Source organism: Synechococcus sp. MEDNS5 (genome assembly GCF_014279875.1).
In the GTDB taxonomy this organism is placed as follows: Bacteria; Cyanobacteriota; Cyanobacteriia; order PCC-6307; family Cyanobiaceae; genus Synechococcus_C.
In genome coordinates, this window is record NZ_CP047952.1 from 629913 (window position 1) to 654202 (window position 24290).

At 59.3% G+C, this 24290-nt stretch carries 26 protein-coding genes; 17 read left to right on the forward strand and 9 right to left on the reverse strand.

The features are described 5' to 3' along the window. Window positions 1-47: 47 nt before the first annotated feature. The 4 genes from SynMEDNS5_RS03105 (at window position 48) to SynMEDNS5_RS03120 (ending at window position 2131) form a co-directional block, all read left to right on the forward strand. Window positions 48-512, forward strand: a complete 465-nt coding sequence (locus tag SynMEDNS5_RS03105) for a resolvase (RefSeq protein WP_186584243.1) — start codon at window positions 48-50, stop codon at window positions 510-512. A 288-nt stretch (window positions 513-800) separates the two neighbouring features. Further along, window positions 801-1313, forward strand: coding sequence for an inorganic diphosphatase (locus SynMEDNS5_RS03110; protein ID WP_186584244.1), 513 nt, complete (start codon window positions 801-803; stop codon window positions 1311-1313). Between the two features lie 93 nt (window positions 1314-1406). Continuing rightward, window positions 1407-1766 carry a 2Fe-2S iron-sulfur cluster-binding protein gene (locus tag SynMEDNS5_RS03115; protein WP_186584246.1) on the forward strand — a complete coding sequence of 120 codons (360 nt, stop codon included), beginning with the start codon at window positions 1407-1409 and terminating at the stop codon, window positions 1764-1766. An 8-nt stretch (window positions 1767-1774) separates the two neighbouring features. Beyond that, window positions 1775-2131 carry an arsenate reductase family protein gene (locus SynMEDNS5_RS03120; RefSeq protein WP_186584248.1) on the forward strand — a complete coding sequence of 119 codons (357 nt, stop codon included), beginning with the start codon at window positions 1775-1777 and terminating at the stop codon, window positions 2129-2131. Here SynMEDNS5_RS03120 and SynMEDNS5_RS03125 read toward each other — a convergent pair. Then, window positions 2094-3599 carry a hypothetical protein gene (locus SynMEDNS5_RS03125; RefSeq protein ID WP_186584251.1) on the reverse strand — a complete coding sequence of 502 codons (1506 nt, stop codon included), beginning with the start codon at window positions 3597-3599 and terminating at the stop codon, window positions 2094-2096. The genes SynMEDNS5_RS03120 and SynMEDNS5_RS03125 overlap by 38 nt on opposite strands. Before the next feature lie 78 nt (window positions 3600-3677). Here SynMEDNS5_RS03125 and lepB point away from each other — a divergent pair, with 78 nt between their 5' ends. Continuing rightward, window positions 3678-4379, forward strand: coding sequence for a signal peptidase I (lepB, locus tag SynMEDNS5_RS03130; protein WP_186584253.1), 702 nt, complete (start codon window positions 3678-3680; stop codon window positions 4377-4379). On the opposite strand, the gene SynMEDNS5_RS03135 is transcribed toward lepB, so the two are convergent. Further along, window positions 4351-5631: a dihydroorotase gene (locus SynMEDNS5_RS03135; RefSeq protein WP_186584255.1), complete on the reverse strand. Its 1281-nt coding sequence runs from the start codon at window positions 5629-5631 to the stop codon at window positions 4351-4353. The genes lepB and SynMEDNS5_RS03135 overlap by 29 nt on opposite strands. Before the next feature lie 5 nt (window positions 5632-5636). After that, window positions 5637-6965, reverse strand: a complete 1329-nt coding sequence (locus SynMEDNS5_RS03140) for a histidine phosphatase family protein (protein ID WP_186585805.1) — start codon at window positions 6963-6965, stop codon at window positions 5637-5639. 110 nt (window positions 6966-7075) lie between these two features. On the opposite strand from SynMEDNS5_RS03140, the gene SynMEDNS5_RS03145 reads away from it, so the two are divergent. The 6 genes from SynMEDNS5_RS03145 (at window position 7076) to SynMEDNS5_RS03170 (ending at window position 14030) form a co-directional block, all read left to right on the forward strand. Continuing rightward, window positions 7076-8443: a CPBP family intramembrane glutamic endopeptidase gene (locus SynMEDNS5_RS03145; protein WP_255440272.1), complete on the forward strand. Its 1368-nt coding sequence runs from the start codon at window positions 7076-7078 to the stop codon at window positions 8441-8443. Window positions 8444-8526: 83 nt separating this feature from the next. After that, window positions 8527-8982: a hypothetical protein gene (locus tag SynMEDNS5_RS03150; RefSeq protein WP_186584257.1), complete on the forward strand. Its 456-nt coding sequence runs from the start codon at window positions 8527-8529 to the stop codon at window positions 8980-8982. A gap of 3 nt (window positions 8983-8985) precedes the next feature. After that, window positions 8986-10791 (forward strand): penicillin-binding protein 2, encoded by a 1806-nt coding sequence (locus SynMEDNS5_RS03155; RefSeq protein ID WP_186584259.1) that lies wholly within the window; start codon window positions 8986-8988, stop codon window positions 10789-10791. Between the two features lie 92 nt (window positions 10792-10883). Then, window positions 10884-12056, forward strand: a complete 1173-nt coding sequence (locus tag SynMEDNS5_RS03160) for a transaldolase (RefSeq protein ID WP_186584261.1) — start codon at window positions 10884-10886, stop codon at window positions 12054-12056. 66 nt (window positions 12057-12122) lie between these two features. Next, window positions 12123-12509 (forward strand): Crp/Fnr family transcriptional regulator, encoded by a 387-nt coding sequence (locus tag SynMEDNS5_RS03165; RefSeq protein ID WP_186584263.1) that lies wholly within the window; start codon window positions 12123-12125, stop codon window positions 12507-12509. 48 nt (window positions 12510-12557) lie between these two features. Then, complete coding sequence (locus SynMEDNS5_RS03170; protein WP_186584271.1) at window positions 12558-14030, forward strand: deoxyribodipyrimidine photo-lyase; 1473 nt, start codon at window positions 12558-12560, stop codon at window positions 14028-14030. On the opposite strand, the gene SynMEDNS5_RS03175 is transcribed toward SynMEDNS5_RS03170, so the two are convergent. The 3 genes from SynMEDNS5_RS03175 to pyrH are packed head-to-tail and all read right to left on the reverse strand — an operon-like array spanning window position 14027 to window position 16418. Then, window positions 14027-15157, reverse strand: a complete 1131-nt coding sequence (locus tag SynMEDNS5_RS03175; protein ID WP_186584273.1) for an NAD(P)/FAD-dependent oxidoreductase — start codon at window positions 15155-15157, stop codon at window positions 14027-14029. The genes SynMEDNS5_RS03170 and SynMEDNS5_RS03175 overlap by 4 nt on opposite strands. After that, window positions 15154-15702 carry a ribosome recycling factor gene (gene frr, locus SynMEDNS5_RS03180; RefSeq protein ID WP_186584275.1) on the reverse strand — a complete coding sequence of 183 codons (549 nt, stop codon included), beginning with the start codon at window positions 15700-15702 and terminating at the stop codon, window positions 15154-15156. The genes SynMEDNS5_RS03175 and frr overlap by 4 nt, the downstream gene beginning before the upstream one ends. A gap of 8 nt (window positions 15703-15710) precedes the next feature. Further along, window positions 15711-16418 (reverse strand): UMP kinase, encoded by a 708-nt coding sequence (gene pyrH, locus SynMEDNS5_RS03185; RefSeq protein WP_006043609.1) that lies wholly within the window; start codon window positions 16416-16418, stop codon window positions 15711-15713. A 102-nt stretch (window positions 16419-16520) separates the two neighbouring features. On the opposite strand from pyrH, the gene SynMEDNS5_RS03190 reads away from it, so the two are divergent. Beyond that, entirely contained in the window at window positions 16521-16703 is a 183-nt protein-coding gene (locus SynMEDNS5_RS03190; protein WP_186584277.1) for a hypothetical protein, read from the forward strand. 6 nt (window positions 16704-16709) lie between these two features. Here the strand turns inward: SynMEDNS5_RS03190 and cobO are convergent, their stop codons facing one another. Genes cobO through SynMEDNS5_RS03205 form a run of 3 tightly spaced genes read right to left on the reverse strand, consistent with a single transcriptional unit; the run spans window position 16710 to window position 19223 of the window. Continuing rightward, the gene (gene cobO / locus SynMEDNS5_RS03195) at window positions 16710-17375 is read right to left on the reverse strand and encodes a cob(I)yrinic acid a,c-diamide adenosyltransferase (protein WP_186584279.1); all 666 of its coding nucleotides are present in this window, start codon (window positions 17373-17375) and stop codon (window positions 16710-16712) included. After that, the gene (locus tag SynMEDNS5_RS03200) at window positions 17372-18055 is read right to left on the reverse strand and encodes a class I SAM-dependent methyltransferase (protein ID WP_186584281.1); all 684 of its coding nucleotides are present in this window, start codon (window positions 18053-18055) and stop codon (window positions 17372-17374) included. The genes cobO and SynMEDNS5_RS03200 overlap by 4 nt, the downstream gene beginning before the upstream one ends. 13 nt (window positions 18056-18068) lie before the next feature. Beyond that, on the reverse strand, window positions 18069-19223 hold the full coding sequence (locus tag SynMEDNS5_RS03205) for a site-specific integrase (RefSeq protein ID WP_186585807.1): 1155 nt from the start codon (window positions 19221-19223) through the stop codon (window positions 18069-18071). Between the two features lie 71 nt (window positions 19224-19294). On the opposite strand from SynMEDNS5_RS03205, the gene hemH reads away from it, so the two are divergent. The 5 genes from hemH (at window position 19295) to SynMEDNS5_RS03230 (ending at window position 24283) form a co-directional block, all read left to right on the forward strand. After that, window positions 19295-20470 (forward strand): ferrochelatase, encoded by a 1176-nt coding sequence (gene hemH / locus SynMEDNS5_RS03210; protein ID WP_186584283.1) that lies wholly within the window; start codon window positions 19295-19297, stop codon window positions 20468-20470. Between the two features lie 83 nt (window positions 20471-20553). After that, a complete protein-coding gene (gene ilvB / locus SynMEDNS5_RS03215; protein WP_186584288.1) occupies window positions 20554-22407 on the forward strand; it encodes a biosynthetic-type acetolactate synthase large subunit in 1854 nt (617 codons plus the stop codon). Continuing rightward, window positions 22407-22763, forward strand: coding sequence for a nuclease (locus tag SynMEDNS5_RS03220; RefSeq protein ID WP_186584289.1), 357 nt, complete (start codon window positions 22407-22409; stop codon window positions 22761-22763). The genes ilvB and SynMEDNS5_RS03220 overlap by 1 nt, the downstream gene beginning before the upstream one ends. 1 nt (window position 22764) lies before the next feature. Further along, the gene (locus SynMEDNS5_RS03225; RefSeq protein WP_186584291.1) at window positions 22765-22992 is read left to right on the forward strand and encodes a GIVxVP protein; all 228 of its coding nucleotides are present in this window, start codon (window positions 22765-22767) and stop codon (window positions 22990-22992) included. 34 nt (window positions 22993-23026) lie between these two features. Beyond that, window positions 23027-24283, forward strand: coding sequence for an ABC transporter substrate-binding protein (locus tag SynMEDNS5_RS03230; protein WP_186584301.1), 1257 nt, complete (start codon window positions 23027-23029; stop codon window positions 24281-24283). The last annotated feature ends 7 nt before the right edge of the window (window positions 24284-24290 follow it).

Sequence of the window (24290 nt, forward strand, 5' to 3'; positions counted from 1 at the left end):
CTCAGCTGCTATGTTCAGCCAATTCCAAGCCGTCCCAGAGCCGTCTCATGTTTCCTCGTCCGCTTGATGGTTCAGTAACTTCTGCGGCCGTTTCAGCTGGATTGAGTGGAGATATTGGGGCTGTCCTTTCTCAGTCGGATTCATTGGTGGGAATTGATGATGTGCAGAAGTCGCTGAACCGTTCACGAGCTTCTGTGTACCGCTATACAAATACTGATCCTCGTAATCTCAATCCTCCCTTTAATCCCAGAAAGCTCAATCCTGAATATCGAAGCGATCAAAAGGATCCGTTGCTGTTTCACCCCAACGAGGTTGCGCGCTTCGCCAAAGATGTGCTCAGGATTAAAGAGGTCACCGTTGAAGTGCTGAATTCACCGTCAACGGCAACCCAGCAGGTTCTCGCTGCAATTCTCGAGGAGCTGCGTCTCATCAGGTCTCAGTTGGATGGCATTCCTGCGGCTCCATCGGATCTGGCTTCCAGGCGTGACCGTCAGGACCGACCCGCTGCATAGGCCGCCTAAAAGTGCCAGAATGAGTTTGGCAAATTTTTTGTTAGTGCCAATCCCGGTCGAAGGCTCCGATCTTCGATTCAGCCCTTGCGCTGAAGCCGGTTGTCCCTGTATCCCCCTGAATGGATCCTGAGCCTGTCTTCGAGAGCACCCCAGCGTCCAGTCCGCTGGTGGCCATCCCTTTGCTCGCTCTCCTGGGATTCACGCTTGCTTTAACTGGGCTCGGTATTCCGATGGCGGCGGTTTTGAGCGACCGACCATCATCAAAGTCTTCCTTTGTCACGAAGAGCAATGGATCTCAGGGCTCTTTCCCCATCTCCTTCTCCAGGACTGGTCAATCTGTTGGTGGAGATTCCAGCAGGAAGTCGCAATAAGTACGAATATTTTGAAGACTGTGGAGTGATGGCTCTTGATCGGGTGCTCCACTCGTCAGTGCGTTATCCCTTCGACTACGGATTCATCCCAAACACCTTGGCAGACGATGGATCTCCCCTCGATGCCATGGTGATTATGGAAGAACCCACATTTGCGGGATGTCTGATTCAGGCCCGACCGATTGGGGTTCTGGACATGCACGACATGGGGCATTACGACGGAAAAATCCTGTGTGTGCCGGTGGCTGATCCCCGCCAAGCGAAGATCCACAGCATTCATCAAATTGCCCCCAATCAGCTGGAGGACGTGGCTGAGTTCTTCCGCACGTACAAAAACATGGAAGGACGGGTCACGGAAATCGGTGGTTGGAGGGATTCGGAGGCTGTGCAGCCCTTGCTTCAGGCCTGCATCAAGGCAGCAGAGCGCTGAATTGAAGGTGACGTTCGAGCAAAGTTTGGCTGCTGGCTCCCGCCGAGTCCCCTGCTGCTTGTAAGTTGGTTCGCGCCAAGCCTGTGATCGACCGTGCCCACCATCCGTTTTGAGCAGGAAGGCCAGCAGGTCGGTTGTATCGAGGGTGCCAATCTGCGCAAAGCGGCCCTTGATGCAGGGATCAATCCCTACAAGGGGCTCAATAATCTCAATAACTGCGGGGGTGTGGGCCAGTGCGGCACCTGTGTTGTCGAAGTGCTGGAGGGATCCCAGAACCTCTCACCCCGCAGCGATGTTGAAGAGGTTTATCTCTCCGACCGTCCGGCCAACTACCGCCTCAGCTGCCGTACGAGCGTCAATGGAGATGTCACGATCCGCACCCGCCCTGATGACGGAGTCGGTAAAGGCTCCAATAGCCTTCTTGGCGCTGTGAAGAGTCTTCTTGGTCGCTGATCAGGGCCATGGCGCTTCTGAAGGTTTACAGCTACTCACGCTGTTCAACATGCAGAAAAGCTTTGGCATGGCTTGACTCCCACGGAATCGATGCTGATGTCGTCGACATCACCGTCGTGCCTCCTGACCGAAAGACCCTTATGGACGCTCTCCAGCAGTTCGGGCAGGTGAAGCCTTTGTTCAATACGAGCGGTCAGAGCTACAGGGCCCTGGGCGCCGCTGTCGTGAAAGCCATGACAGACGACGAAGCCATCGACGCACTTGCTGCGGATGGAAAGCTGATCAAGCGCCCCTTCGTGTGTACTGCTGATGCCTTCCTTGTTGGATTCAAGCCTGAGGTTTGGGCGGAAGCGTTTCTGAGCTGAAGTTCAGTCCATCCAGCTCCGTGATCAGCTCATCGACGTCTTTCTGAAGACGCAGCTGGCTCATGCTCGATCTCTTGAGATCCTCAAGGAAAATGGCGATGAGCTCTTGGCTGCGTTCGAGTACCGCGCCTGTCTCAAGTTTGTGGGCCAATTCTTCCCAGAAGCGATCCGCTGTCTCCACCCCAAGACTTTCAAACACTGGGTCTTTCTGGCCGAGCCGATCTCCAGCATTGCGCGACAGATTCAAAAGCGAGTCGACCAGACCGGCAGACAGCGTCTGGCTCAATTTCTGTTCGGCATTGTCAACTCCCGGAAGTGTTCTCAGGGCACCTGGAAACGCTGCTTCCTCCAGATTGCGCCGCAAAATATGGCCGACTAGGGCAACCAGCTGGGGGCGCAGGGCAGGGCCCACTTGGATGAGAATGAGTGGTAACCAGAGCCTGAGAAGTTCGGCAAGTTCTGGTTCCCCCTCCTCGACAACACTCTGATGGGTGCACAACCGCCGAATCTTTTCAGGTAAACGGGGTGATCTCACCACGTCCTGCACGGTGTCCAGGATCCGGAGGGTGATCACTTCAAAGAGCTCGATGGCGAGAACAGCCACGACGCCGCGACTGATCACAGCCCGCAATGGCTCCAGTTGAATCAGTCCGGAATTGGACAGACGCTCAGTGACTGGAATGATGCGCAGCAATCTCCAGAAAGGAATCAATAGCGGTAGATCAATCCAGCGGCGGAGCAGTGCGTCACGCCATGTGATTCCCGGGTAACGCCGTTTCAGGCGAAAGCTGCGGATCAGGATGTCGAGAAGGAACAGGATCTGGAAGGGGGTATCGATTTGCCAGGAGCGATCGATCGCCTGTCCGTTCTCATCAGTTCCGCGCCAGTAATTGGTCGCGGCCAGTGGAAGGATGCTCTTGGTCCAGAAGCGCCTTTCCTCTTCCCAGTTCTCTTCCGAGAGGTGGTCGTCTCCCAGGAGATGGGCGGCAGCCTGTTTCGCCGAATCCATGCCTGCTCTGGAGCGGAGGCGGTTCTTGAGCTTCTCGAGGGTGCCCGCCTTCCCCGAGCTCACGAAGGGATTTTCGTCGATCAGTTGGCTGTTTCGAACCACCATCTCGAGGCGGAGCTGCCGGACCTCTTGGTTGCCGATCCCTTTTGTGGCCGCGGCTTTTTCCAGACGCCGGAAATGTTTGATGTAACTCTGCGTGTCCCGATGGGGTTCGATTCCCTTGACCTTGTCGTACGCCGGCGTGATGTCTGGCAGCCATGGGAGAGGAATCGCCAGGTTGATCGTGGGCAGCGGAAACAGGATTCGCTGGAGCCAGAAATTCCGCAGCGGAACGTAGGTCACATCAAAGATGACCCAGGCGAGATTGATCGCAGCGATTGTTGCGATAACCCTGTCCCAGCCAAGCCAGAAGCGCCTGGCAGCGCTGGGGCGCACGCCTTGCCAGCGGGGTCTGACCATGGCTCCTCCATCGCGAAATGAGGCTAGGAGCTCATCGTTCCACGCCTATCTTGGAATTCTTCAGGCCATAGGTTCCCGTTGCCCAACGTGCAGCACGACCCATCGTCATCGGGTCCCGATTCCTCAGCACCCTCCCGTTCCCATCCCTTCTGGGATTTCTGGGGCCCTGTTCTGTTCACGCTGGCCCTTTATTTCGGCATCCGTCACTTCGTTGCTGAAGCACGCTTCATTCCTTCAGGGTCCATGCTCCCTGGCCTGCAGATTCAGGACCGGTTGTTGGTGGAAAAACTCACCTATGGCGGAAGGAGCCCCCAGCGCGGCGAGATCGTGGTGTTCAACTCGCCCCATGCGTTCGACCCTGCTCTCAAATCAGCCGCGTCCCCCTCTGCGTTGCGCTGTGCATTGGTGAGTTTTCCATTGGTCGGCCTGATCCCAGGACTAGGGCATCCCGCCTGTGACGCCTACATCAAACGTGTCGTCGCTGTTGGTGGGGATCGGGTTGTGGTCAATCCCCGTGGAGAGGTGTCTGTCAACGGCAAGGCGTTGAACGAGCCCTATGTCACCAAGTTCTGCCCCCTGGATGACCAGGGCATGAGTCTCTGCCGCACCCTCAACGTGACGGTTCCTGAGGGACATGTGCTGGCACTCGGGGATAACCGCAGTAACAGCTGGGATGGTCGTTACTGGCCAGGAGGTCCTTTCCTGCCGGAGGACCAGATCATCGGCCGAGCGTTCTGGCGTTTCTGGCCCCTCAATAGGCTCGGTTCGCTGGGGTCCTAAGCCCGCAATGCGTCACCTGGCCCCGCAGCGCCTTGCCCTGGAGAGGCACATTGGCGGTGCAGGGACCCATCGGGTCGGAACGTAAGGGCGTCCAAGGGAGCTCTGGATCAAATAGCAGCCAGCGGTTGCTGCCCACTGCCAGGCATTCTTCCCTTAACCCCAGCAAGTTGGATGGCCCGAAGCTGACGACCTGCCAAAGCTGCTCAGGGGACCAACCTTCTTCCACCACCAGGGTATGCCAAAGGGTCGGCAGGACCAAGTGATGTCCGGAGACCCCTCGAGATCGCTGATCGGGCGGCAAGAGGCATTCCTCGTCGTCTAGTGGCGTGGCCTGAACGGCGACGGCCTGAATCAGGTTTTCCGCCAGTCCCCTGATCAAAGCCTTGCGATCCGATCGTGACCCCAGGGATGGGTCCACAAACCATGTGGATGCGGTGGCGCTGCTCTTACAGGAATCAGCCACCACATGCCACCAGTTCACGGTGGCTTTCGGGCGTAATGGCATCTGTTGCAGCAGCTCTACAGCGTCGGCGGTGGAGAGTGCCATCAGGACCAGCCGGCGGTCTGGGTGACACTGCTGGAGTTGCCCAAGCTGGCTGAGGGGCAATGTCTCACTGCTCACTGGGTCCGAAGGCCATCCGGCCCTCAAGGCGTTCACTCCCTCCCGCAGGAGCCCCTCTCCCCGCAGCGCTAAATCCAGTGCTGGGATCAGCACCGGCGCTGCGTTCATGTCTCCAAGCGTCAGGGCGCGATCCAGAAGAGCAATCGGTGGCATGGATCTGCCGTCACTGAGGCCGATGGCTCCTGCTTCCAGCAGATCGGCATGGGCCGTTAACTCCACCCCGGAGCTCCCGCTGCTGAAACCTCCCCAGAGGTGAACGTTGACATCGCAGTCGTTCCGCTGAAATCCCTGCAGCTGATCTGGATGCTCCCGTGGACCATGCAATGTTCCAGGGAGCAGGGCGAGCTGGCCGAAGCCGGCCGATCCAGCAGTTCGCAGCAAACTCACCAAGGTTTCTCCCCTGCCGTGGAACGGCTCTGGGAGTTCAGAGTGACAATCCACCAGGCAAGGAGCCAGAAGCTGATGGCCGGCGTCTTGTGGTTCCAGTGCCTCGGATCGGCCCATTCGGCGGGCTTCGTCCCCAAAGGCTTCAAGGCGCCGGTTCCTGATCAGAACGGCCGATTGTTTCTCGACAGCCTGACCCGGTCCGCCCAGGACCTGGACCGGATCCAGCAGCATTGATGCATCCATCAGGTTCAGAGTGCTCCGGCAGCCGTTCTGTCCAGAACCCCTCCGAGATGGGAGGTGAGGTTCAGGCAAGCAACAACCGCAGGCTGCCCTGCTTCTGTGGGCATGTCGACCACGGTGACACCTCCATTTCCCTGTTTGACGGCCCAGATGTCGCCAGGACTCAGGCCGAGGAGCGAACAGAGAATGGTTTTGTTCACCGCATCGTGCGCGACCACGAGAGCGGTTTCAGACCGATCCAGGGATTCCGCAATCGTGTTCCAGCTGCGGACCGAGCGTTCCCAAACATCCTGGATGGTCTCTCCCTCTGGCATCTGCACCGTTTCAGGCGTGCGTTTCCATTCATCAAGAAGTTCAGCCCATTCGGCCCTGATCTCTGATTCCAGCTTCCCTTCCCAGAGTCCATGGCCGATCTCAACCAGTCCGCTGGTCACCGTCAGCGGCACTCCAGGATGGGAGCGCAGAATTCCTTCGGCGGTCTGTCGCGGTCTAGACATCGCGCTGCTGTAAGCACGCTGAATCGACACGGTTTCCAGAAAGGCCCGTGCTGCTTCGGCTTGAGCGTGACCATTGCTGTTGAGGGGGATGTCGATCTGTCCCTGAAAGCGCCCATCACGGTTCCAGTTTGTTTCCCCGTGCCGAACCAGAATCATCCTTGAACCGGTGCCCTTGGGGGGGATCGGTGGATTGAGATGCGCCGTGCTGTTCAGGCACTCGATCTGAACCTGGTGGTCACTCCCCTGAGGAATGAGATTGAAGACAGACAAAGAGGCGTTGTCGAGCCGCAACCGGCGGAAGCCTCCCGCAGGGTTGCCCAGCAATGTTGTGATCAGGCAGCGCAGGATGGCGTTATGCCCAACCAGCAGCACTGTGTCGTTGCCGTGAACAGGATGACGAGCCAGCAGTGCGTCCAGAAACTGGCTGGCCTGTTGCATCAGTTCCGGCAGCGGCCGGTAGCGGGTGCCGTCGTTGCGGGTCAGCTCCAGCTGCTCGGGATGACTCCTCCAGGCTGCGTACTCCTCTGGAAAACGTTCGGCTCGTTCCGCTGCCGTGAGGCCGCTCCAGGGTTCCAGATCAATTTCAAGCAGACCGTCATCGAAGCATGGCTCAAGCGCATCGTTCCGTGCTGCCAGAACTCCTGCAGTGGTTGATGCAGCCCGTTGGAGCGGAGAGCTGTACACCGCCGTGATCGGTACGTCCGCGAGGGCCGTGCCGGTGCGGCGTGCCTGGTCCACGCCTGTTTCAGTCAGCGTAGAGAGGTCATCCCGCCCCTGGATTCTGCGCTCCACATTGAAGCTGCTGAGTCCGTGGCGAACGAGGAGAAGACGCAGGGTCACGGCTTCGTGCGTGCAGGGCGCCGCCATCGTATGAGTGAGCCCCGGTTTGCTCTGGCCTCGCCCGCTGCACCCGTTACCCACCAGAATCGCATCGAGTTGCCTGCGGCGTGTTGACCAGCCCACCTGTCGGACGTCCATCGGCTGACCGGTTTTTGAAGGTGTTTCTGGCCTTCGTCTCACTGGTTCTGGCCACCTTGGTGTGGATCCTGGGATTGGTAGACAGCTTTGGAAAGCCATCCGTTGCTCCGGCTTTGTCGTTGGAGCAGCAAGAGCTGTCCCTTTTGGCCCAGTCAAAGGTTCCAGAACCGCTTCAACCGCTGGTGGTCGGCGATGACCCTGCTGCGGCCCTGCTGCGCACCCTGCGCGATACCCCGCTCGACCGATTGGATGATCGCCAGATTCTTTTGTTCACGGCCCTGGAACAAGAGGAGGACTACAAGCAAAGCCTTCGCCAGGTGACCGTTGGCCAACCGCAACTCATCCCGCTCCAACAGGCGCTGACTGGGACCAATGCTCCTGAGCTGGAACGATCCGAATTGCTGGCTCTGGCGCCGGATCCCCTGACCCGAAGCGTTGTGTGCAGTGCCCTGGGCGGCCCACCCAGTGACTGCGTGGATCCAGCTCCGGCCTCCGCAGCAGCACGCCGGCTGATCTTCAGCGAAGTTTTCCCACTGGCGGCCCTGATTCTTGGAGGCCTGCTCCTGCTTAGGCACGGCTGGCAGCTGCTGGGTCGCAGGTTGCCGCCCTGGCCGCCGCTCGTGTCGGCCCCCCTCGGCCCCCTCGACATGGTTCTGCTGGTGGCCGGTGGCTTCGTTGTTTTGGGCGAGGTGCTGGTTCCACTGTTGATTGCCCCATTCACTGGCTGGCTGAGCCGCGATCTGTCTCCTGCGCTGATGCAAGGAGTCACAGTCTTCTTCGGTTATGTCGCTCTCGCGGTTCCGCCTCTGCTCATCCTTCGCCAGCAGTTATCGCAGTGCGATCAAGAGGCGCTCCCTCCGGGTGGGTGGCTGCAATGGCAGGCGCGTCCCATCCCCTTGGCTTTTCTCCAGGGTGGGAGGGGATGGCTGATGGTGATGCCACCGGTGGTGATGAGCGGCTGGCTCGTGAGTCGATGGATCGGGGAACAGGGGGGGAGCAACCCGCTGCTGGAGATTGTGCTGAACAGCCGAGACCCTTTGGCATTGGCCCTGCTGGCCATCACCGCTGTTGTGCTGGCTCCGCTGTTTGAGGAAACGATCTTCCGAGGGGTCTTGCTGCCGGTTTTGGGACGATCCCTCGGGCGTTCCGGCAGTGTGGTGGTTAGCGCACTGGTGTTCGCGATTGCTCACCTGAGCATTGGCGAACTTCCTCCATTGCTGGTTCTCGGCCTCGGATTGGCCTTGCTCAGGCTGAGTACGGGGCGCCTGTTCCCATGCGTGGTGATGCATGCGCTCTGGAATGGCGTGACATTTCTCAATCTCTTGCTGCTTGGGGGTTGAGCAAAGCCCCAGTGTTGATCAAGGTTTCAGCCTTGCGGCTCCCCTCTGTAGGTGGTTCACTGGCGCATTGCTGAACCTCAGCCGTGGTCGCGGTTCCCCAACCCCAGCCGGTGTCCCCGCAGCGGTCGTCCAGTGCCGGAACCTTTGAGGTCATCCAAGGCTCACTGTCGGCCCGTCGTGCTGCCCGTCATTCCCCTCTGCTGGCCGGACTGCATCGCGCTGCCGATGGCGGACTTCTCGGGGTTTTCGCCGCCGTTCTCGTGCTCAGTGGCCTGACTCTTCACTGGCAGCATCGCTGGACGATGGCGTTTCAGCAGCTTGAGTTGACCCGGACTCTCTCCCATCGGCTCACAGACTCGACTGCGATGCTCGAACGGCATTTGTTGGAACGCTCCAAGGTCCCCGGACGCATGGTGCCCACCACCGTGGCCAATCTTCTGTATCTCGATCGACCCGGCACGGTTTCGTCCCAGGACGCCCCCGATCATCTGGCCATGCTGGGCTCCCTCATGGAGCGTCCGATCAAGAACGGTTATTGATTCATGGGTCGCTCGCCTGCCGCAGGACGGCCGAAAAAGATCTCTGCCCGTCGGCGCGTTGTGCCCCTTGAACAGATTCCCGCCACACGGATGCGCTGGGTGTTCGCCCTGCTGTGCTTCGGGCTGGTCGGCCTGATGGGCCGGATGGCCTGGCTGCAGATGTTCCAGGCTTCGGAGCTTGAAGCACGCGCCAGATCCGTGCAGACCCAGCGCACCCAGCCACTCGGGACCCGTCGGCCGATCATCGATCGGACGGGACGGCTCATCGCTCTCGATGAGGAGCGCTATCGCCTGTGGCTGCACCCTCGCTATTTCAATCTCCCAGGCGATGATCCGGCCCTCATTCGTCCATCAGTGGATGTTGCTGACCGTTTGGCCCCGCTCCTGTCCCTGAGCTCGGCTGAGATTCTCAAGCGGATTGGCAACCGGCCCTCCGGTATCAAGCTTCTGGATGGACTTGATCCGGAAACGGCTGCTGCTGTTCGAGGGGCTGGAATCAGTGGTGTCGATCTGGAGTCCTATCCCCATCGGGTGTATCCCCAGGGTGATCTGTTCGCCAATGTGGTGGGGTTCCTCAATCAGGAGCGCGTCCCCCAGGCCGGCCTGGAACAGAGCCGCCATGACGATCTCCAGCGTCATGAGCAGGCCCGCAGCCTCCGTCGTGGTGCTGATGGAACCCCATTGCCGGACAACCTTGATGCCGGCGTTTTCTTCGGAGATGACCTCCGACTTCAGCTCACTCTTGACGCCCGCCTGCAGGCTCTGGCTGCAAAGGCTCTGGCCTCACAGGTGAAGCAATGGAAGGCGAAGAAAGGGGTTGCCATCGTGATGGATGTCACCAACGGTGAGTTGCTGGCTCTCGCCTCAGCTCCTACCTACGACCCAAACCGTTATTGGGACTTTTCTGCGAGCCGATTCAGGGAATGGTCTGTGCAAGACCTCTATGAGCCGGGTTCCACCTTCAAGCCCATCAATTTGGCCCTTGCGCTTCAAGAGGGTGCGATCAAAGCTGATGGTCAGGTGCATGACAACGGCACCCTCACCATTGGTGGATGGCCGATCAACAATCACGATCGCCAGGCCAATGGAGTGATTGATTACGCCACGGTTCTGCAAGTTTCCAGCAATGTGGGAATGGTGCAGGCGATGCGTCGTCTACCGGCCGATCGCTATTGGGACTTGCTCAGTCGGTTGCGTCTCGATGCCCGTCCCGACACCGATCTGCCAGGGGCTGTAGCCGGTCAGCTCAAGTCGAAAGAACAATTCACCAGGCAAGCGATTGAGCCTGCCACCGCATCCTTCGGCCAGGGATTTTCACTCACGCCGCTCAAGCTTGTGCAACTGCATGCGCTGCTGGCAAACGGAGGCCGGCTTGTCAGTCCCCATATCACCAGGGGATTGCGCACTGGTGATGCCCTTGCGCCTGCCGGAACGCGCCAAGGCCAGCAACTGCTCAGGCCCGAGGTGACCCGCACGGTGCTCGCCTGGATGGAGTCTGTCGTGGAGAAGGGCAGCGGCAAGGGAGCGCGAACTCCTGGGTATCGGATCGGAGGCAAGACAGGAACCGCGCAGAAAGCGCTCAATGGTGTGTACGTCCCTGGCGCCTTGATTTGCAGTTTTGTTGCCACGCTTCCAATCGACGATCCGCGTTATGTCGTGCTGGTCGTCGTGGATGAGCCTCAAGGTGGCAATGCCTACGGTTCAACGGTGGCATTGCCCGTTGCTAAATCCATCATCGACGGTCTCCTTGTGATCGAGAAGATCCCTCCGAGTACGGCCCAATCCCAGAATTTGAGCCTTCAGGGCTGATTCTTTTCATCACAGCCTGTGCAGAGGAATACCTCCACGGATGCCACTCCGAAAAACGTGGCTACGTTGCGCACATCAAGACTTTCAGCGCTATGGCCAGTCTGCTCGAGCAGCTCTCTGCGATGACCGTTGTGGTCGCAGACACAGGGGATCTGGAGGCAATCCGCAAGTTCACTCCAAGGGATGCCACGACCAACCCTTCCTTGATCCTGGCGGCAGCCCAGATTCCCGCGTATCAGAATCTGATCGATGAATCTCTGCGGTGCTCTCGGCGACTGATTGGCGACAACGCACCGGTGGAACAGGTTGTGCGTGAAGCGCTTGATGAAATCAGCGTGATCTTCGGCAAAGAAATTCTCAAGATCGTTCCCCGGCGTGTCTCCACCGAGGTCGATGCCCGTCTCAGTTTTGACACCGACGCCACGATCGAAAAAGGGCGCAAGTTAATTCGCCTTTATAACGATGCAGGCATCAGCAATGATCGTGTGCTGATCAAGATTGCTTCTACCTGGGAAGGTATCAAAGCTGCTGAAGTGCTCGAGCAAGAGGGGATTCACTGCAACCTCACGCTCCTGTTTGGTTTCGGTCAGGCGGTTGCCTGTGCCGAGGCAGGTGTGACCCTGATTTCACCCTTCGTCGGTCGCATTCTGGATTGGTATAAAGCAGATACCGGTCGCGATTCTTACCCCGGTCCCGAGGATCCAGGTGTACTGTCTGTGACCCGGATCTTCAATTACTTCAAAACCTACGGCTACAAAACTGAGGTGATGGGGGCCAGCTTCCGTAACATTGATGAAATCACTGAGCTCGCTGGCTGCGATCTGCTGACCATTTCACCCAAGCTTCTTGATCAGCTGCGAGAGAGCCAAGCCACTCTCTCCCGCAAACTCGACGGTGAGAATCCCTCCAGCAGCGAAGCTCAGATCCATGTGGACCGTGAGCAGTTCGAAGCCATGATGAAGATTGACCGCATGGCCACCGACAAACTTGCTGAGGGCATCAAGGGATTCAGCAAAGCAATCGAAACACTTGAGAGCATGCTGGCCCACCGGTTGGCTGAACTCGAAGGTGGTGAGGCTTTTGGCCATGCCGTTCAGGAAATCTTTCTGCTCAATGACATGAACGGTGATGGCTGCATCACCCGTGATGAGTGGCTCGGAAGCGATGCGGTGTTCGATGCGTTGGACTTGGATCACGATGGACTTCTCACACCAGAGGACGTCCGCAGGGGATTCGGTGCAGCTCTTGCCCTCACAACCGCCTAAGTCTGCGAGTCCATTACCGGCTCTTGATCTGCGCCAATCACAATCCAATTAGTTCCATCAGCTGACGTGAACGCTCTCGACACCATGCGTGCCCTCGCTCAGAAGAGCGAGGTGCACACGTTCAATTCCGGCGACATCATTTTTAAAGCTGATGATCCCGGGTCTTCGATGTTTGGGGTCCTCGAAGGTTCAGTGCGTTTGTCTTGGCAGAACGACGACGGTCACAAGGGATACGAGCTCATTGAGGCCGGCAACGTATTTGGAGCCGGCGCTCTGGTGATGGATGGTCACCGTCGCCTCGGGACGGCGCAGGCGGAAGGCCCCTGCCGCCTGATTGAGATGAACAGGGAGAAGTTTCTGTTTGCCGTCCAAGAAGCGCCGATGTTCGCCATCGAGCTGTTGGCTTCTGTGGATTCGCGTCTTCGCGATCTGAAGATTACGTCTGTCAGCTGACCGGATTTTCTAAGGTCTGCGGAATGAAGCCGGCTTTGGCCGTGATCCATGACCCTTCAGCTGGTCTGGTTCAAACGTGATCTGAGACTGGTGGATCACCAGCCTCTGGCCAGAGCTCGGGCCAGGGGCCCGGTTTTGCCTCTTTACATCGTTGAACCTGAACTCTGGTGTCAACCGGATTGCTCTGCCAGGCAATGGGAGTTCTGCCGTGAATCCCTTCAGGATCTCCAGGAGGCCTGTGCCGCTCTAGGCCAGCCGCTGATCATCCGCAGCGGCGATGCCGTGGATGTGCTGGAACGCGCCTGGCGTCAACTCGGCGTATCGGCACTCTGGAGCCATGAGGAAACAGGCAATGCCTGGACCTTTGCCCGTGACCGTCGAGTGGCTGCATGGGCGAGGGAACGGGGCATCCCTTGGCATGAATTGCCCCAGTTCGGGGTGGTCAGGCGGTTACGCACGCGCAGGGGTTGGGCTCGCCGCTGGGAGGAGCGTATGGGGGAGGCCATCACCCCGGCACCCACTGGCTTGACGCCCCTGCCTGGCATCGCTCCCGGAGACCTGCCCACCAGCGATTCCCTGGCTCTGCGGTCTGATCCTTGCCCACACCGTCAGCTTGGCGGCAGGCGGTTGGCCCTTCAGGAGCTTGATGATTTCCTTGCGCATCGGGTGCAGCGCTACTGCCGTTCCATCTCCAGTCCGAATCTGGCCTTCAATGGCTGCTCGAGACTTTCCGCTTACATCACCTGGGGCTGCCTCTCCATGCGCGAGGTGCTGCAACGCAGTCGTGAACTCCAAGGCCGTGGGGTGAGCAGCTTCAGCTCGAGGCTGCACTGGCATTGCCACTTCATCCAGAAACTGGAAGATCAACCTCCGATCGAATGGGAGGACTTTCACCCTTTCATGCGCGGCATCCGTTCTCTGGATGACGACCGCTTTGCGGCCTGGGCCGAGGGCAAAACGGGTGTTCCCTTCGTGGATGCCTGCATGCGGGCTCTGCGAGCGCATGGCTGGATCAACTTCCGCATGCGTGCCATGTTGATGTCTTTCGCCAGTTACAACCTCTGGCTTCCCTGGCGGGATTCAGGTTTGCATCTGGCCAGACAGTTCGTGGATTACGAGCCAGGAATTCATTGGAGTCAGTGCCAGATGCAGTCGGGCAGCACCTCCATCAACACAATCCGCATCTATAACCCGATCAAGCAGGGGCTTGATCACGACCCTGATGGGAGTTTTATCCGCCGCTGGTGTCCGGAACTCGAGGATGTTCCTGCGGTGCATTTGCACGAACCCTGGTCTCTCGGCGGTGCCAGGCCGATGCCGATTGTTGATTGCGCTCTTTCAGCGCGTGAAGCCAAAGAGCGCATTTTTGAGATTCGCCGTTCCGCAGGATTTGATCGCCATGCGGATGCGATACAGCATCGCCATGGATCCCGACGTTCAGGTCTGCCCTCGACCAGGCGGAGACGACCGAGGCGGAAGACCACTGACCCTGGTGTTGAACAACTGGTGCTGGATCTTTAGCCCCGCTGCAGCAGAAGGCGACGGATCACTCGCTGGGCGATATCTCCATAGCCCATCTCACCAGAGAGGATCTGGGCAATTCTTCGAGGAGCCGTGGGACGCTTGATCCCCAGTTGGTACCCCACCCCGGGGAAGCGATAGAACACTTGGGCAATGCGGCGGCCCCACGCCATGGAGTCACCCCAGCGGCGACGCATCACCGTGGAGTAGTCCGCAAGGGTCTCTACCTCATTGTTGAGCCAGCGGTCGAGACATGTCGCGGCCTCACATCCGCTCATCAGAGCCGGTCGCAATCCCTCCGCCAGAAAGGGATCACACAGTGATGCTGCATCGCCGACAGCCACTATCCCATCGCTGTGCAGCGGACTGTGGCCATTCCAGACCCTCAGTGCCGCCTGTTGGCGGAGCCCTGAATCAGCGGGGAAACCAAGATCAGGAAGCAAGGCGTTGAGAACAGTCTCTGCATCCATGGGATCCCGGCCGATGAATGTGCCCACTCCCACATTGATGCCTCCATTCAGGGGGAAAGCCCAGGCGAAACCGTGGTGGACAAGACCGAATTCGAAGCGGGCGACACCAGGGTTGAGTGTTCCAAGCCCCTCCAGACGGACGGAGAGTGTGCTGGCGAGATGGAGATCTCGGGGCCCAAGGCCGAACTGACCCGACCAGGGCGACGCCGAACCATCTGCAATCACCACCGCTTTGGTCTTCAACGTGATGCCGCAGTCACTGCGGATCATCCACTGACCATCCTCACGGCCGATCTGCTGCACCAGAAATGGGCAGTGGAGCGTGGCTCCGGCCTCCTGGGCCTTCTCCAGTAGCAATCCATCGAGACGTTCGCGTCTCACAATCCAGAACGGTGCCTCTCCTGGAAGCTCAGCAACAACCGGATCGTCCAGGCACCAGCTGAAGTCCACCTGGCGGATCACATCATCGACCGCTGGGCTGAGATCGAAGGGAAACCACTGCCGAACCGATGACGCCATGCCGCCACCGCAGGGTTTGACACGTCGTCCCTCGACGGCTTCCAAAACGGACACGCGATGCCCGGCATTGGCAAGATGAAAGGCTGCTGCTGAGCCGGCTGCCCCGGCTCCGATCACAGCGACGTCGTAGACGCTCACACCTTCAGGATGTCGGCTTCCTTTTTGGCGAGATGCTTTTCCAGTTCGGCGATGAACTGATCAGTTAACTTCTGGATCTCATCCTGTTGATCACGGCTCTGGTCTTCGGAAAAGTCACCATCCTTCTCCTGCTTCTTGATCTTGTCGATCGCATCTCTGCGCAGATTGCGCAAAGCCACTTTGCCCTCTTCGGCATATTTGGAGGCCAGTTTGCAGAATTCCTTGCGGCGTTCTTCCGTCAGCGGGGGAACGTTGATGCGGATCACCTTGCCGTCGTTGTTTGGCGTAAAACCAAGCTCGCTCATGGCGATCGCTTTTTCGATCGAGGCGAGTGCACTGATGTCGAACGGCTGTATCTGAATTGTCTGAGAATCCGGGGTTGAGAGGGTGGCTAGAGATTTCAATGGCGTGTCTGCCCCGTAGTACTCCACGCTGATGCGGTCGAGAAGAGAGGAATTGGCTCGACCGGTTCGGATGGTGTTGAAGTTGCGCTGGGTGGCTTCCACCGACTTGCGCATGCTGGATTCGAGATCGGATTGAGACATGACGATGACTAGTTACTGATGCGAGAACCGATGGGCTCACCTGCCACGGCGCGGCCGATGTTGCCGGCTTCGAACAGATTGAAGACCACGATGGGGATGTTGTTGTCTTTGCAGAGGGCTATGGCAGTGCTGTCCATTACCGCCAACTCACCGCTGAGAACCTGCTGGAAGGTCAGTGCGTCGTAGCGCACTGCATCAGCATGTTTATGGGGGTCTTTGTCGTAGACCCCATCCACCTTGGTGGCCTTGAAAACCACATCTGCTCCGATCTCTGCAGCCCTTAAGGCTGCGGTGGTATCGGTGGTGAAGAAGGGGTTCCCGCAACCTGCGCCGAAGACCACCACACGCCCTTTCTCGAGGTGTCGAATGGCCCGCCTGCGGATGTAAGGCTCGGCAACTTCTTGCATTTCGATGGCTGTCTGCACCCTGGTGGGGATGCCTGCTCGCTCGAGGCCATCTTGCAAGGTGATGGCATTCATCACAGTGGCGAGCATCCCCACGTAATCCGCCGTGGCCCGATCCATGCCCGCGGCCGACCCTTTGAGCCCTCGGAAAATGTTGCCACCTCCAACCACGATCGCCAGCTGGGTGCCGCTGGCTACAACACCGGCCACGTCACGGGCGATCGCCTGAACAATGGCTGGATCGATCCCGTAGCCCTGGTCCCCCATCAGCGCTTCTCCGCTGAGTTTCAGGAGTGCGCGCGCGTAGGCCATTCATCCACTTGATCCTTTTGACAGTAGCAAGCGAGATCGGACGGTCCCATTACTGGCGCCATGGTGCCTTAGCCGCTTGGATGGGGAAACGACAGGGATTCCATGGCTGAGGTGAACGGCGCGCGCAGTTCGGTGATGGCCCGTCTGACCCTTTCGGCCCTTGATCGTGCCAGCCAGGATCCTTCCTGCTGGCGTGACCCCCTGGTTCACCGCGCACTGCTGGTGAGTGGATTGTCAGTGCTGACAGCAGCGATGGGGCTGTTGCGGAGCGATCTCGACCGATAGTGATCTCTAAAACTCAATACCCGTCTGCGCTTTGACGCCCTGCTCGCGAAACGGGTGGTGAATCAGGGTCATTTCTGTGACCAGATCGGCTGCTTCCACAAGCTCTGCAGGGGCTCCGCGTCCCGTCACGGCCACGTGGGTCAGCGCGGGCCGCTCCCTTAACCCATTAATGACGGTGTCTGCATCGATGTAGCCCAGCTTCAGAGCCACATTCAATTCATCGAGCAGCACCAGCTTTACCGCTTCATCCCGCAGATACTCCAGGGCTGTCTGCCAGGCCGTTTCCACCAGCTGCTGATCCCGTTCCCGGTCCTGGGTCTCCCAGGTGAAGCCTTCGCCAAGCGCATGCCAGCTCACCTGGTCTCCGAACGCTTTCAGCGCTCGTGCTTCTCCTGGTTCCCAGCCCCCCTTGATGAACTGCACGATGGCCACCCGTTCACCATGACCGACCGTGCGCAAGACGAGACCCAGTCCTGCGGTTGTTTTCCCCTTGCCCTGGCCCGTGAACACGAGAATCAGACCCTTTTCCTTGTTGCGTTCTTCCACCCGCTGCTTCTGGACCTGCTGGCGTCGCTCCATGCGTTTGCGATAACCGGCATCGTCTGGTTCAGGCGCAAGCTTCCCGCCCATGCCCAGCTCCGCTGCCGATTGATCGAGATCGTTCGTACTCATGGCTGTTCGGTTTGGAATGGCTGTTCGGTTTGGAATGGCTGTTCGGTTTGGATAGGACGCATGGCGGTGATCCGCTGCAGTGCCTGCCCTGCGAGAAGCTCCTGCTTCACAGATGTGAAACCAAGCCGTTGCAGTTCGGAGGGCAGATCGTCCTCCAGCATGGCTGTCGCGGTGTCCGTTTCAAACAGCTCACAAAAGATCTGCTGAGGCAGTCGCAGCCAGGGGCCAGCTGGATGTAAATCCACCACCACCAGCCAACCGCCGGGTTGGAGCAGGCGTAGAGCACTGCTTAACACCATTGCCCTCTCACGGCGTGGAAACTCATGCAGGGCGACGCTCAGCTGGATGGCGCTGAAACTCTCGGAACGCATTGGGGGGTCCTCGGCAAGGCCCTCCACGCGTTGGAGCATCGGGTGGCGAGTCGCGGCCAGCTGCAAGGCACGACGGGAGACATCGAGACCCGTTACGGCAAAGCCTGCAGCGAGCCAGGGGGCGGCTGCCTCGCCGCTGCCGCAACAGAGATCCAGCACGGCAGCTCCAGTTTGGAGATGCGGTTGGAGGGCTTCAAGGCCTAAGCCTCGGAGTTTCTCCATACCGCCCACGCTCAGGGACGACACTGCCGTGACCGCGTCGTATATCCAGCGATAGCGATAGGCCAGGGGGCGGAGGAATGACGACATCAGGGAAGGGGGGTCAGGCTCGATGACGGGCTAAGGCCGCATCCACCGCCTGCTGCTGATCACGGCGGGTGATCCAGTGGTGATAGGTGCGCGTGTGAATCGCCACCGAGTGGCCCATCATCCTGGCGGCAACGGTGTCCGGTAGGCCGATATGAATGGTGCGCACCGCCCAGGCATGACGCAGGTCGTAAGGGGTGATCGGCAGTGCATAACGGCGGAACTGCTCGCTCACCCGACGCCCCACCTGCTGCAGGGTGGTCCGACGGAGGTCGGTGCGGATCGCCGGCAGCGCTTTCGGGTTGTCGGCCAGCTCTTGAAGCCCGAAGCGCTCGACCCACTCGGGGTGGAACGGCCAGCTCTGGTGCTCGCCTGTTTTTGTGGTGGGCAGGACCCGCAGCACCCGATCTCCGCCCTCGGCCAACGCGGAACAATCGCAGAAGAACACTTCATGGTTGCGAAGCCCGTAGGTGGCCATCAGGCCGTAGGCCAGGCGCCAGCTTGGATTCGGGATGGTGAGTGCGGCTTCGAGAATTTGGCGGTCTGTGGGTAGCTGGCGGAACCGGGCCCGGTGCAAGCCATAACCGCCTGCTTCTTCGCGCCAGTCATCAGGCAGCGGAATCTCCAGGAAACGGGCCAGGGCCGCAAGCGCTGTGGCGCATTGCTGGCGACTGCGGCTGCCGTCCTCATAGCTCATGAGAGTCTGCATCAGCAGATCGGCGCTGATGGTGTCGCCATCGCACTGATTCGACAGACGGCGCAGGTAAGGAAGGTAGGCACCGCTCCAGGTTGTGCGACTGCCAGATGGAGAGCGGCGACGCCTGGGATCTGAGAAAAAGGCTTTTTCGAAACGCTTCAAGGCAGCGTTAACCGCGTGGGTCGGCTCGAGTGCGTTGGCACCGCTTCGGCGGGATGACCAGGCTGACCAGTCAAAGCACCCCTGATCGATCTGCAGTCGAACCAGGGATGCGGCATTGAGGGCATGGTCGAGTCCAGCCGGGTCGGCCTTGACGCCAAGGCTGATGCGCTGAAGTTTTGTCTGGTCTGGATCCAAACGCAACGGCAGTACGCCGCGTAGGTTCAAACGGCAGCCGCGTTGCTCGATTCGCAGTTTCGATCCCTGCGCCGCCAATCGTGTATTAGCGGAAACCAGCGCCTTCTCGAACTCCATAAATGTGTCGTCGACGCCAAGGATCGCGTTAATGGTCGCTACGCTCAACCCCCTGAACCGGTGTGATTGCTATGTCCCGCGTCGGCGTCGTACTGCTGAATCTTGGTGGGCCCGAGCGCATACAGGACGTAGGCCCCTTCCTGTTCAACCTCTTCGCTGACCCGGAGATCATCCGGTTGCCCATCCCAGCGCTGCAGAAGCCCTTGGCCTGGTTGATCAGCACCCTGCGTAGCGGGAAGTCCCAGGAGGCCTACCGCTCCATCGGCGGAGGGTCACCGCTGCGGCGGATCACAGAGCAGCAGGCCAGAGAACTTCAGAGTTTGTTGCGTCAGCGCGGAATCGATGCCACCAGCTACGTGGCCATGCGCTACTGGCATCCCTTCACTGAGTCCGCCGTTGCCGATATCAAAGCTGATGGCATGGATGAGGTGGTGGTTCTTCCTCTTTATCCACATTTTTCCATCAGCACGAGTGGTTCCAGCTTTCGCGAGCTTCAGAGGCTGAGGCAGGGAGACGCGTCCTTCGAAAAGCTACCGATCCGATGCATCCGCAGTTGGTTTGATCACCCGGGTTATGTGCGGGCGATGGCTGAGTTGATCGCCGAGGAAGTGCGTGAGAGCGATGACCCCACCAAGGCGCATGTGTTTTTTAGCGCCCATGGTGTTCCCAAGAGTTATGTGGAGGAAGCCGGAGATCCTTATCAGACGGAGATTGAATCCTGCACGGATTTGATCATGAAGGCGTTAGGCGAGCTGATGGGTCATGAGAATCCTTTCACCCTCGCCTATCAAAGCCGGGTTGGCCCGGTGGAATGGCTCAAGCCTTACACCGAGGAGGCGCTTGAGAAACTCGGCAAGGCCAAGATCAACGACCTGGTTGTGGTGCCGATCAGTTTTGTCAGTGAGCACATCGAAACCCTGGAGGAGATCGATATTGAGTATCGAGAGTTGGCCACGGAAGCTGGCGTGGTGAATTTCCGGCGTGTCCGCGCCCTCGACACCTATCCGCCTTTCATCGAAGGGTTGGCTGATCTCGTCACGACCAGTTTGGAAGGTCCTGAAATCAGCCTTGATGCTGCGGCTGAGCTGCCTACGAAGGTCAAGCTTTATCCCCAGGAGAAGTGGGAATGGGGTTGGAACAACAGCTCTGAAGTTTGGAACGGTCGCCTGGCAATGCTTGGATTCTCCGCGTTCCTTTTCGAGCTGATCAGTGGCCATGGACCGCTGCATGCCCTCGGTCTTCTCTAAGGCTCGCCACAGAGCAGTTCCTACGTTGGGCAGGACGGGCGGTGGAACCTTAATCTTGAAGACCAGTATGTCGTGATGCCGCTGTGACGCTGACCTCCGCTCCCAAGGTCGAAACAGCGTCCGGGAAGGGAGATGGCTGCCGTCTGACCGGTGCCCATGCCCTGATGGATGCGTTGCGTCGCCATGGAGTCGACACGATCTTCGGCTATCCAGGCGGGGCCATCCTCCCCATCTATGACGCTCTTCATGTGGCGGAAAGCGAGGGGTGGCTGCGCCACGTGCTCGTTCGGCATGAGCAGGGTGGAACCCATGCCGCCGATGCCTATGCGCGGGCAACCGGTCGCGTCGGCGTTTGTTTCGGTACCTCAGGACCTGGCGCAACCAACCTCGTCACCGGCATCGCCACGGCGCAGATGGACTCCGTTCCGATGGTGGTGATCACCGGGCAGGTCCCCCGAACGGCGATCGGCACCGACGCCTTTCAGGAAACCGACATCTTCGGAATCACCCTGCCGATCGTGAAGCATTCCTGGGTGGTTCGCGACCCTGCGGATCTTGCTTCGGTGGTCGCCCAGGCCTTTTACATCGCTGCCTCCGGGCGTCCAGGTCCGGTGCTGATCGATATCCCCAAGGATGTCGGACAGGAGGAGTTCGACTACGTGCCCGTGGAGCCGGGCACGGTGATTCCTGCTGGTTTCAGAGCCACTCCCCCTCCGGATCTTGCCGCTGTTGCTGACGCACTTGCGCTGATCAAAACGGCCAACCGTCCCTTGTTGTACGTGGGTGGTGGGGCCGTCGCCGCCTCAGCCCACGACAGTCTGAGGGTGCTGGCTGAGCGCTATCAGCTCCCTGTGACCACAACACTCATGGGGAAGGGGGCCTTTGATGAGAATCACCCCCTAGCGCTGGGCATGCTCGGCATGCACGGCACCGCCTACGCCAATTTCGCCGTCACCGATTGTGACCTGCTGATCGCGGTGGGAGCGCGTTTCGATGACCGCGTGACCGGCAAACTCGACACCTTCGCCCCCCGGGCACGGGTGATCCACTTTGAGATCGACCCTGCTGAAATCGGCAAGAACAGGCGAGCGGATGTGGCGGTTCTCGGGGACGTTGGGGCCAGCTTGGCCGCACTCGTTGAACTCAGCCTGCAACAGAGTCCTGAACCGCGCACTGCAGCCTGGCTCGAACGTATCAAGGACTGGAAACAGCGCTACCCCTTGACCATTCCCCCGGCTGAGGGATCGATCTACCCCCAAGAGGTGCTTCTGGCGGTCAGAGATCTGGCGTCCGATGCCATCGTTACAACCGATGTGGGGCAGCATCAGATGTGGGCTGCCCAGTACCTGCGTAACGGGCCTCGAGGCTGGATCAGTAGCGCCGGACTGGGAACGATGGGATTTGGCATGCCTGCGGCACTGGGTGCCCAGGTGGCTTGTCCCGATCGGAGGGTCGTGTGCATCGCAGGCGATGCCAGTGTGCTGATGAACATTCAGGAACTTGGGACCCTCGCGCAGTACGACCTGCCCGTGAAAGTGGTGATCGTGAATAATCACTGGCAGGGCATGGTCCGCCAGTGGCAGGAAAGTTTCTATGAGGAGCGGTATTCAGCCTCCGACATGCTGAAAGGAATGCCGGATTTCGAGATGCTGGCGCGCTCCTTTGGCGTTGAGGGAATGAAGATTGTGGAGCGTGCCGAGCTCAAGTCGGGACTGGCGGCAGCCCTTGCCTCGCCTCACCCCACGCTTGTGGATGTGCATGTTCGACGTGGAGAAAATTGCTATCCGATGGTGCCTCCTGGTTGCAGCAATGCTCAGATGGTGGGTCTTCCTTCGCACCCGGAACTGGCCATGGATCCCAAACGCAACTGCCCTGCCTGCGGTGCCGTCACCTCCAGTGATCACCGCTTTTGCCCTTCTTGTGGCAGCGCTCTGTGATGGCGCGTCAAGTTCTGGGGGTTGCACTGGCGCTGATGCTGCTTGTGGTTCAACCCTTGCTCACCCAGGCTGCTGAAGTCCTTCAGGTCCGAGAAGCCACGCTTCTTCAGGTCGGTGATCGCAACCGCAACTACAGCGTTCGTCTGGCCTGTATTGAAGTGTCGCCGGAGGACCAGCAACAGGCCGTCGATTGGTTACGCCAGACCCTTCCCCGTCGCCGTCGCGTCAATCTCCGTCCGGAGGGAAGCTCCGATGGTCTCCTCCTTGCGCGTGTGACGCCGATCGGTGCCGAACAGGATCTGGGCGCTGCTCTGGTGAATGAGGGCCTGGCCCATACAACCTGTCCCCCCGCTTGAGATGGCGCAAAACCGAATTGCCTCCGGCATCGTGATGGTCCCTTGCTTTCTGCTCGGATCAGCATTTTTGAGTACGGCGATCTGGGGTGATGCCGCCTCCGGCAATCGACCGCTCGCGGTGGGTATGGGAGCTCTGCTGGTTCTGGCAGGTGGTCTCGCTCTGCTGATTCAGGGGGATCGTCCAGACACGCAGCAGGATCCTGTGACAAAACCCGACGACCCAGTCTGAAATCTCTAACTTCAGAACCTGGGGGCGTCTGGCCATGACCCATTCTTCTGAAGCACCTTCAAAGGTCCCTGCATCGGATCAACCTCTTGCGATGTCTCGCCTTAAGGAGGGTCTTGCTGGTCAGTTTCGTGTTGCCCGCTCCCTGCAATCCGGCTTTGTTCTGCTGGCCACGCTGATCGGTTGCCAGGCCCTGTCTGCCAGTGCCTCGCCGCGATCCACCGTGGTTGCCATTGCCCACGGTGATGGGGCCGGCATGAGTGCTGAATTCATGGGCGGCTTTGCTCTTGGTCTGGATCAAGTCAGAGCTTGTGGCGTGGATCCTGCCTCTGTGGACTGGTTGTCCATTGCTCCAGGAGATGATCCATCGGCTCTTCTTGGCCAACAGGTGTCTGTTTTGGTGGCCCCTTTTTCCGCTGACCTGGCCATCTATTCCCAGCTCGCCAGCCAGCGCAAACTTGGAGTTCTCCTCCCATATCAGCGTGGAGAATCCCTCGAGAGCCTCGCTGAACTCGATCCTGAAGGACGTCTCCATCCGGTTGTTCCGCCTTATCAGCAGGATCTGAATCAACTGGTCGATGACCTTCTCGACCAGGGCATTCGACGGGTGATGCTGGTGGCCGATCCAACGGATCGGAGTGCCGATCAAGCGGAGCGATTTGTGTCCGCCTTCCAGGGAGAAGGCGGAATCGTGGACTCGTACGAACCATCCCTGGTACAGACGGTGAACCCAGGCGATGCGGCTGCACTGGAACGATTGGTCAACGATGTGGCCTGGAAGGGACCTCAGGCCATCGTTTTGGCCGCAGCCCATAACAGTGCCTTGGCCGAGCAACTTGATCAGGCCCAGTCCTCAGGCCGTTTCGGACAACGACCCGAGGCCCTGCTTCGGGTCTGGTTGCTGCCCCATCACCGCGTTCAGGATCTCTCCGAACGGTCTTGGCCGCAGTTGATTCTCGATCAGCCAGCCCATGGCCCCGGTTGGGCTGACTTTGCTTCCATCTATCGCCGTTCACGTGGAGAGCAGCCCACGCTGCTGGCGGGGTCTGGATTTGATACGGCTCGGTTGATGGCCCTGTCTTCTCTGACACCCCCACCGGTCTCGACGGAGGGAACGAGGGATCCACTGGGTTGGCTGGACCCCGATCAGGAGCCGAAACCCCTTTGCGAAGCCATTGAGGATCGTCTAAGCGGAAAACCTGTGCGTCTGATCGGTGCCGCGAGCGATCTGATGCAGCGTCCCGGCCAACCACCTTCTGGGCAGGCCACCACCCGTCGGATCCCCGGTCGGTAGGTTTTCA

Bases quoted from the DNA above. Each gene is read 5' to 3' on its own strand.
- SynMEDNS5_RS03105 (WP_186584243.1), top strand. From the start codon at position 48: ATGTTTCCTCGTCCGCTTGATGGTTCAGTAACTTCTGCGGCCGTTTCA.
- SynMEDNS5_RS03110 (WP_186584244.1), top strand. From the start codon at position 801: ATGGATCTCAGGGCTCTTTCCCCATCTCCTTCTCCAGGACTGGTCAAT.
- SynMEDNS5_RS03120 (WP_186584248.1), top strand. From the start codon at position 1,775: ATGGCGCTTCTGAAGGTTTACAGCTACTCACGCTGTTCAACATGCAGA.
- SynMEDNS5_RS03125 (WP_186584251.1), bottom strand. From the start codon at position 3,599: ATGGTCAGACCCCGCTGGCAAGGCGTGCGCCCCAGCGCTGCCAGGCGC.
- SynMEDNS5_RS03135 (WP_186584255.1), bottom strand. From the start codon at position 5,631: ATGGATGCATCAATGCTGCTGGATCCGGTCCAGGTCCTGGGCGGACCG.
- SynMEDNS5_RS03155 (WP_186584259.1), top strand. From the start codon at position 8,986: ATGGGTCGCTCGCCTGCCGCAGGACGGCCGAAAAAGATCTCTGCCCGT.
- SynMEDNS5_RS03160 (WP_186584261.1), top strand. From the start codon at position 10,884: ATGGCCAGTCTGCTCGAGCAGCTCTCTGCGATGACCGTTGTGGTCGCA.
- SynMEDNS5_RS03170 (WP_186584271.1), top strand. From the start codon at position 12,558: ATGACCCTTCAGCTGGTCTGGTTCAAACGTGATCTGAGACTGGTGGAT.
- frr (WP_186584275.1), bottom strand. From the start codon at position 15,702: ATGTCTCAATCCGATCTCGAATCCAGCATGCGCAAGTCGGTGGAAGCC.
- pyrH (WP_006043609.1), bottom strand. From the start codon at position 16,418: ATGGCCTACGCGCGCGCACTCCTGAAACTCAGCGGAGAAGCGCTGATG.
- SynMEDNS5_RS03190 (WP_186584277.1), top strand. From the start codon at position 16,521: ATGGCTGAGGTGAACGGCGCGCGCAGTTCGGTGATGGCCCGTCTGACC.
- cobO (WP_186584279.1), bottom strand. From the start codon at position 17,375: ATGAGTACGAACGATCTCGATCAATCGGCAGCGGAGCTGGGCATGGGC.
- SynMEDNS5_RS03200 (WP_186584281.1), bottom strand. From the start codon at position 18,055: ATGTCGTCATTCCTCCGCCCCCTGGCCTATCGCTATCGCTGGATATAC.
- SynMEDNS5_RS03205 (WP_186585807.1), bottom strand. From the start codon at position 19,223: ATGGAGTTCGAGAAGGCGCTGGTTTCCGCTAATACACGATTGGCGGCG.
- hemH (WP_186584283.1), top strand. From the start codon at position 19,295: ATGTCCCGCGTCGGCGTCGTACTGCTGAATCTTGGTGGGCCCGAGCGC.
- SynMEDNS5_RS03220 (WP_186584289.1), top strand. From the start codon at position 22,407: ATGGCGCGTCAAGTTCTGGGGGTTGCACTGGCGCTGATGCTGCTTGTG.
- SynMEDNS5_RS03225 (WP_186584291.1), top strand. From the start codon at position 22,765: ATGGCGCAAAACCGAATTGCCTCCGGCATCGTGATGGTCCCTTGCTTT.
- SynMEDNS5_RS03230 (WP_186584301.1), top strand. From the start codon at position 23,027: ATGACCCATTCTTCTGAAGCACCTTCAAAGGTCCCTGCATCGGATCAA.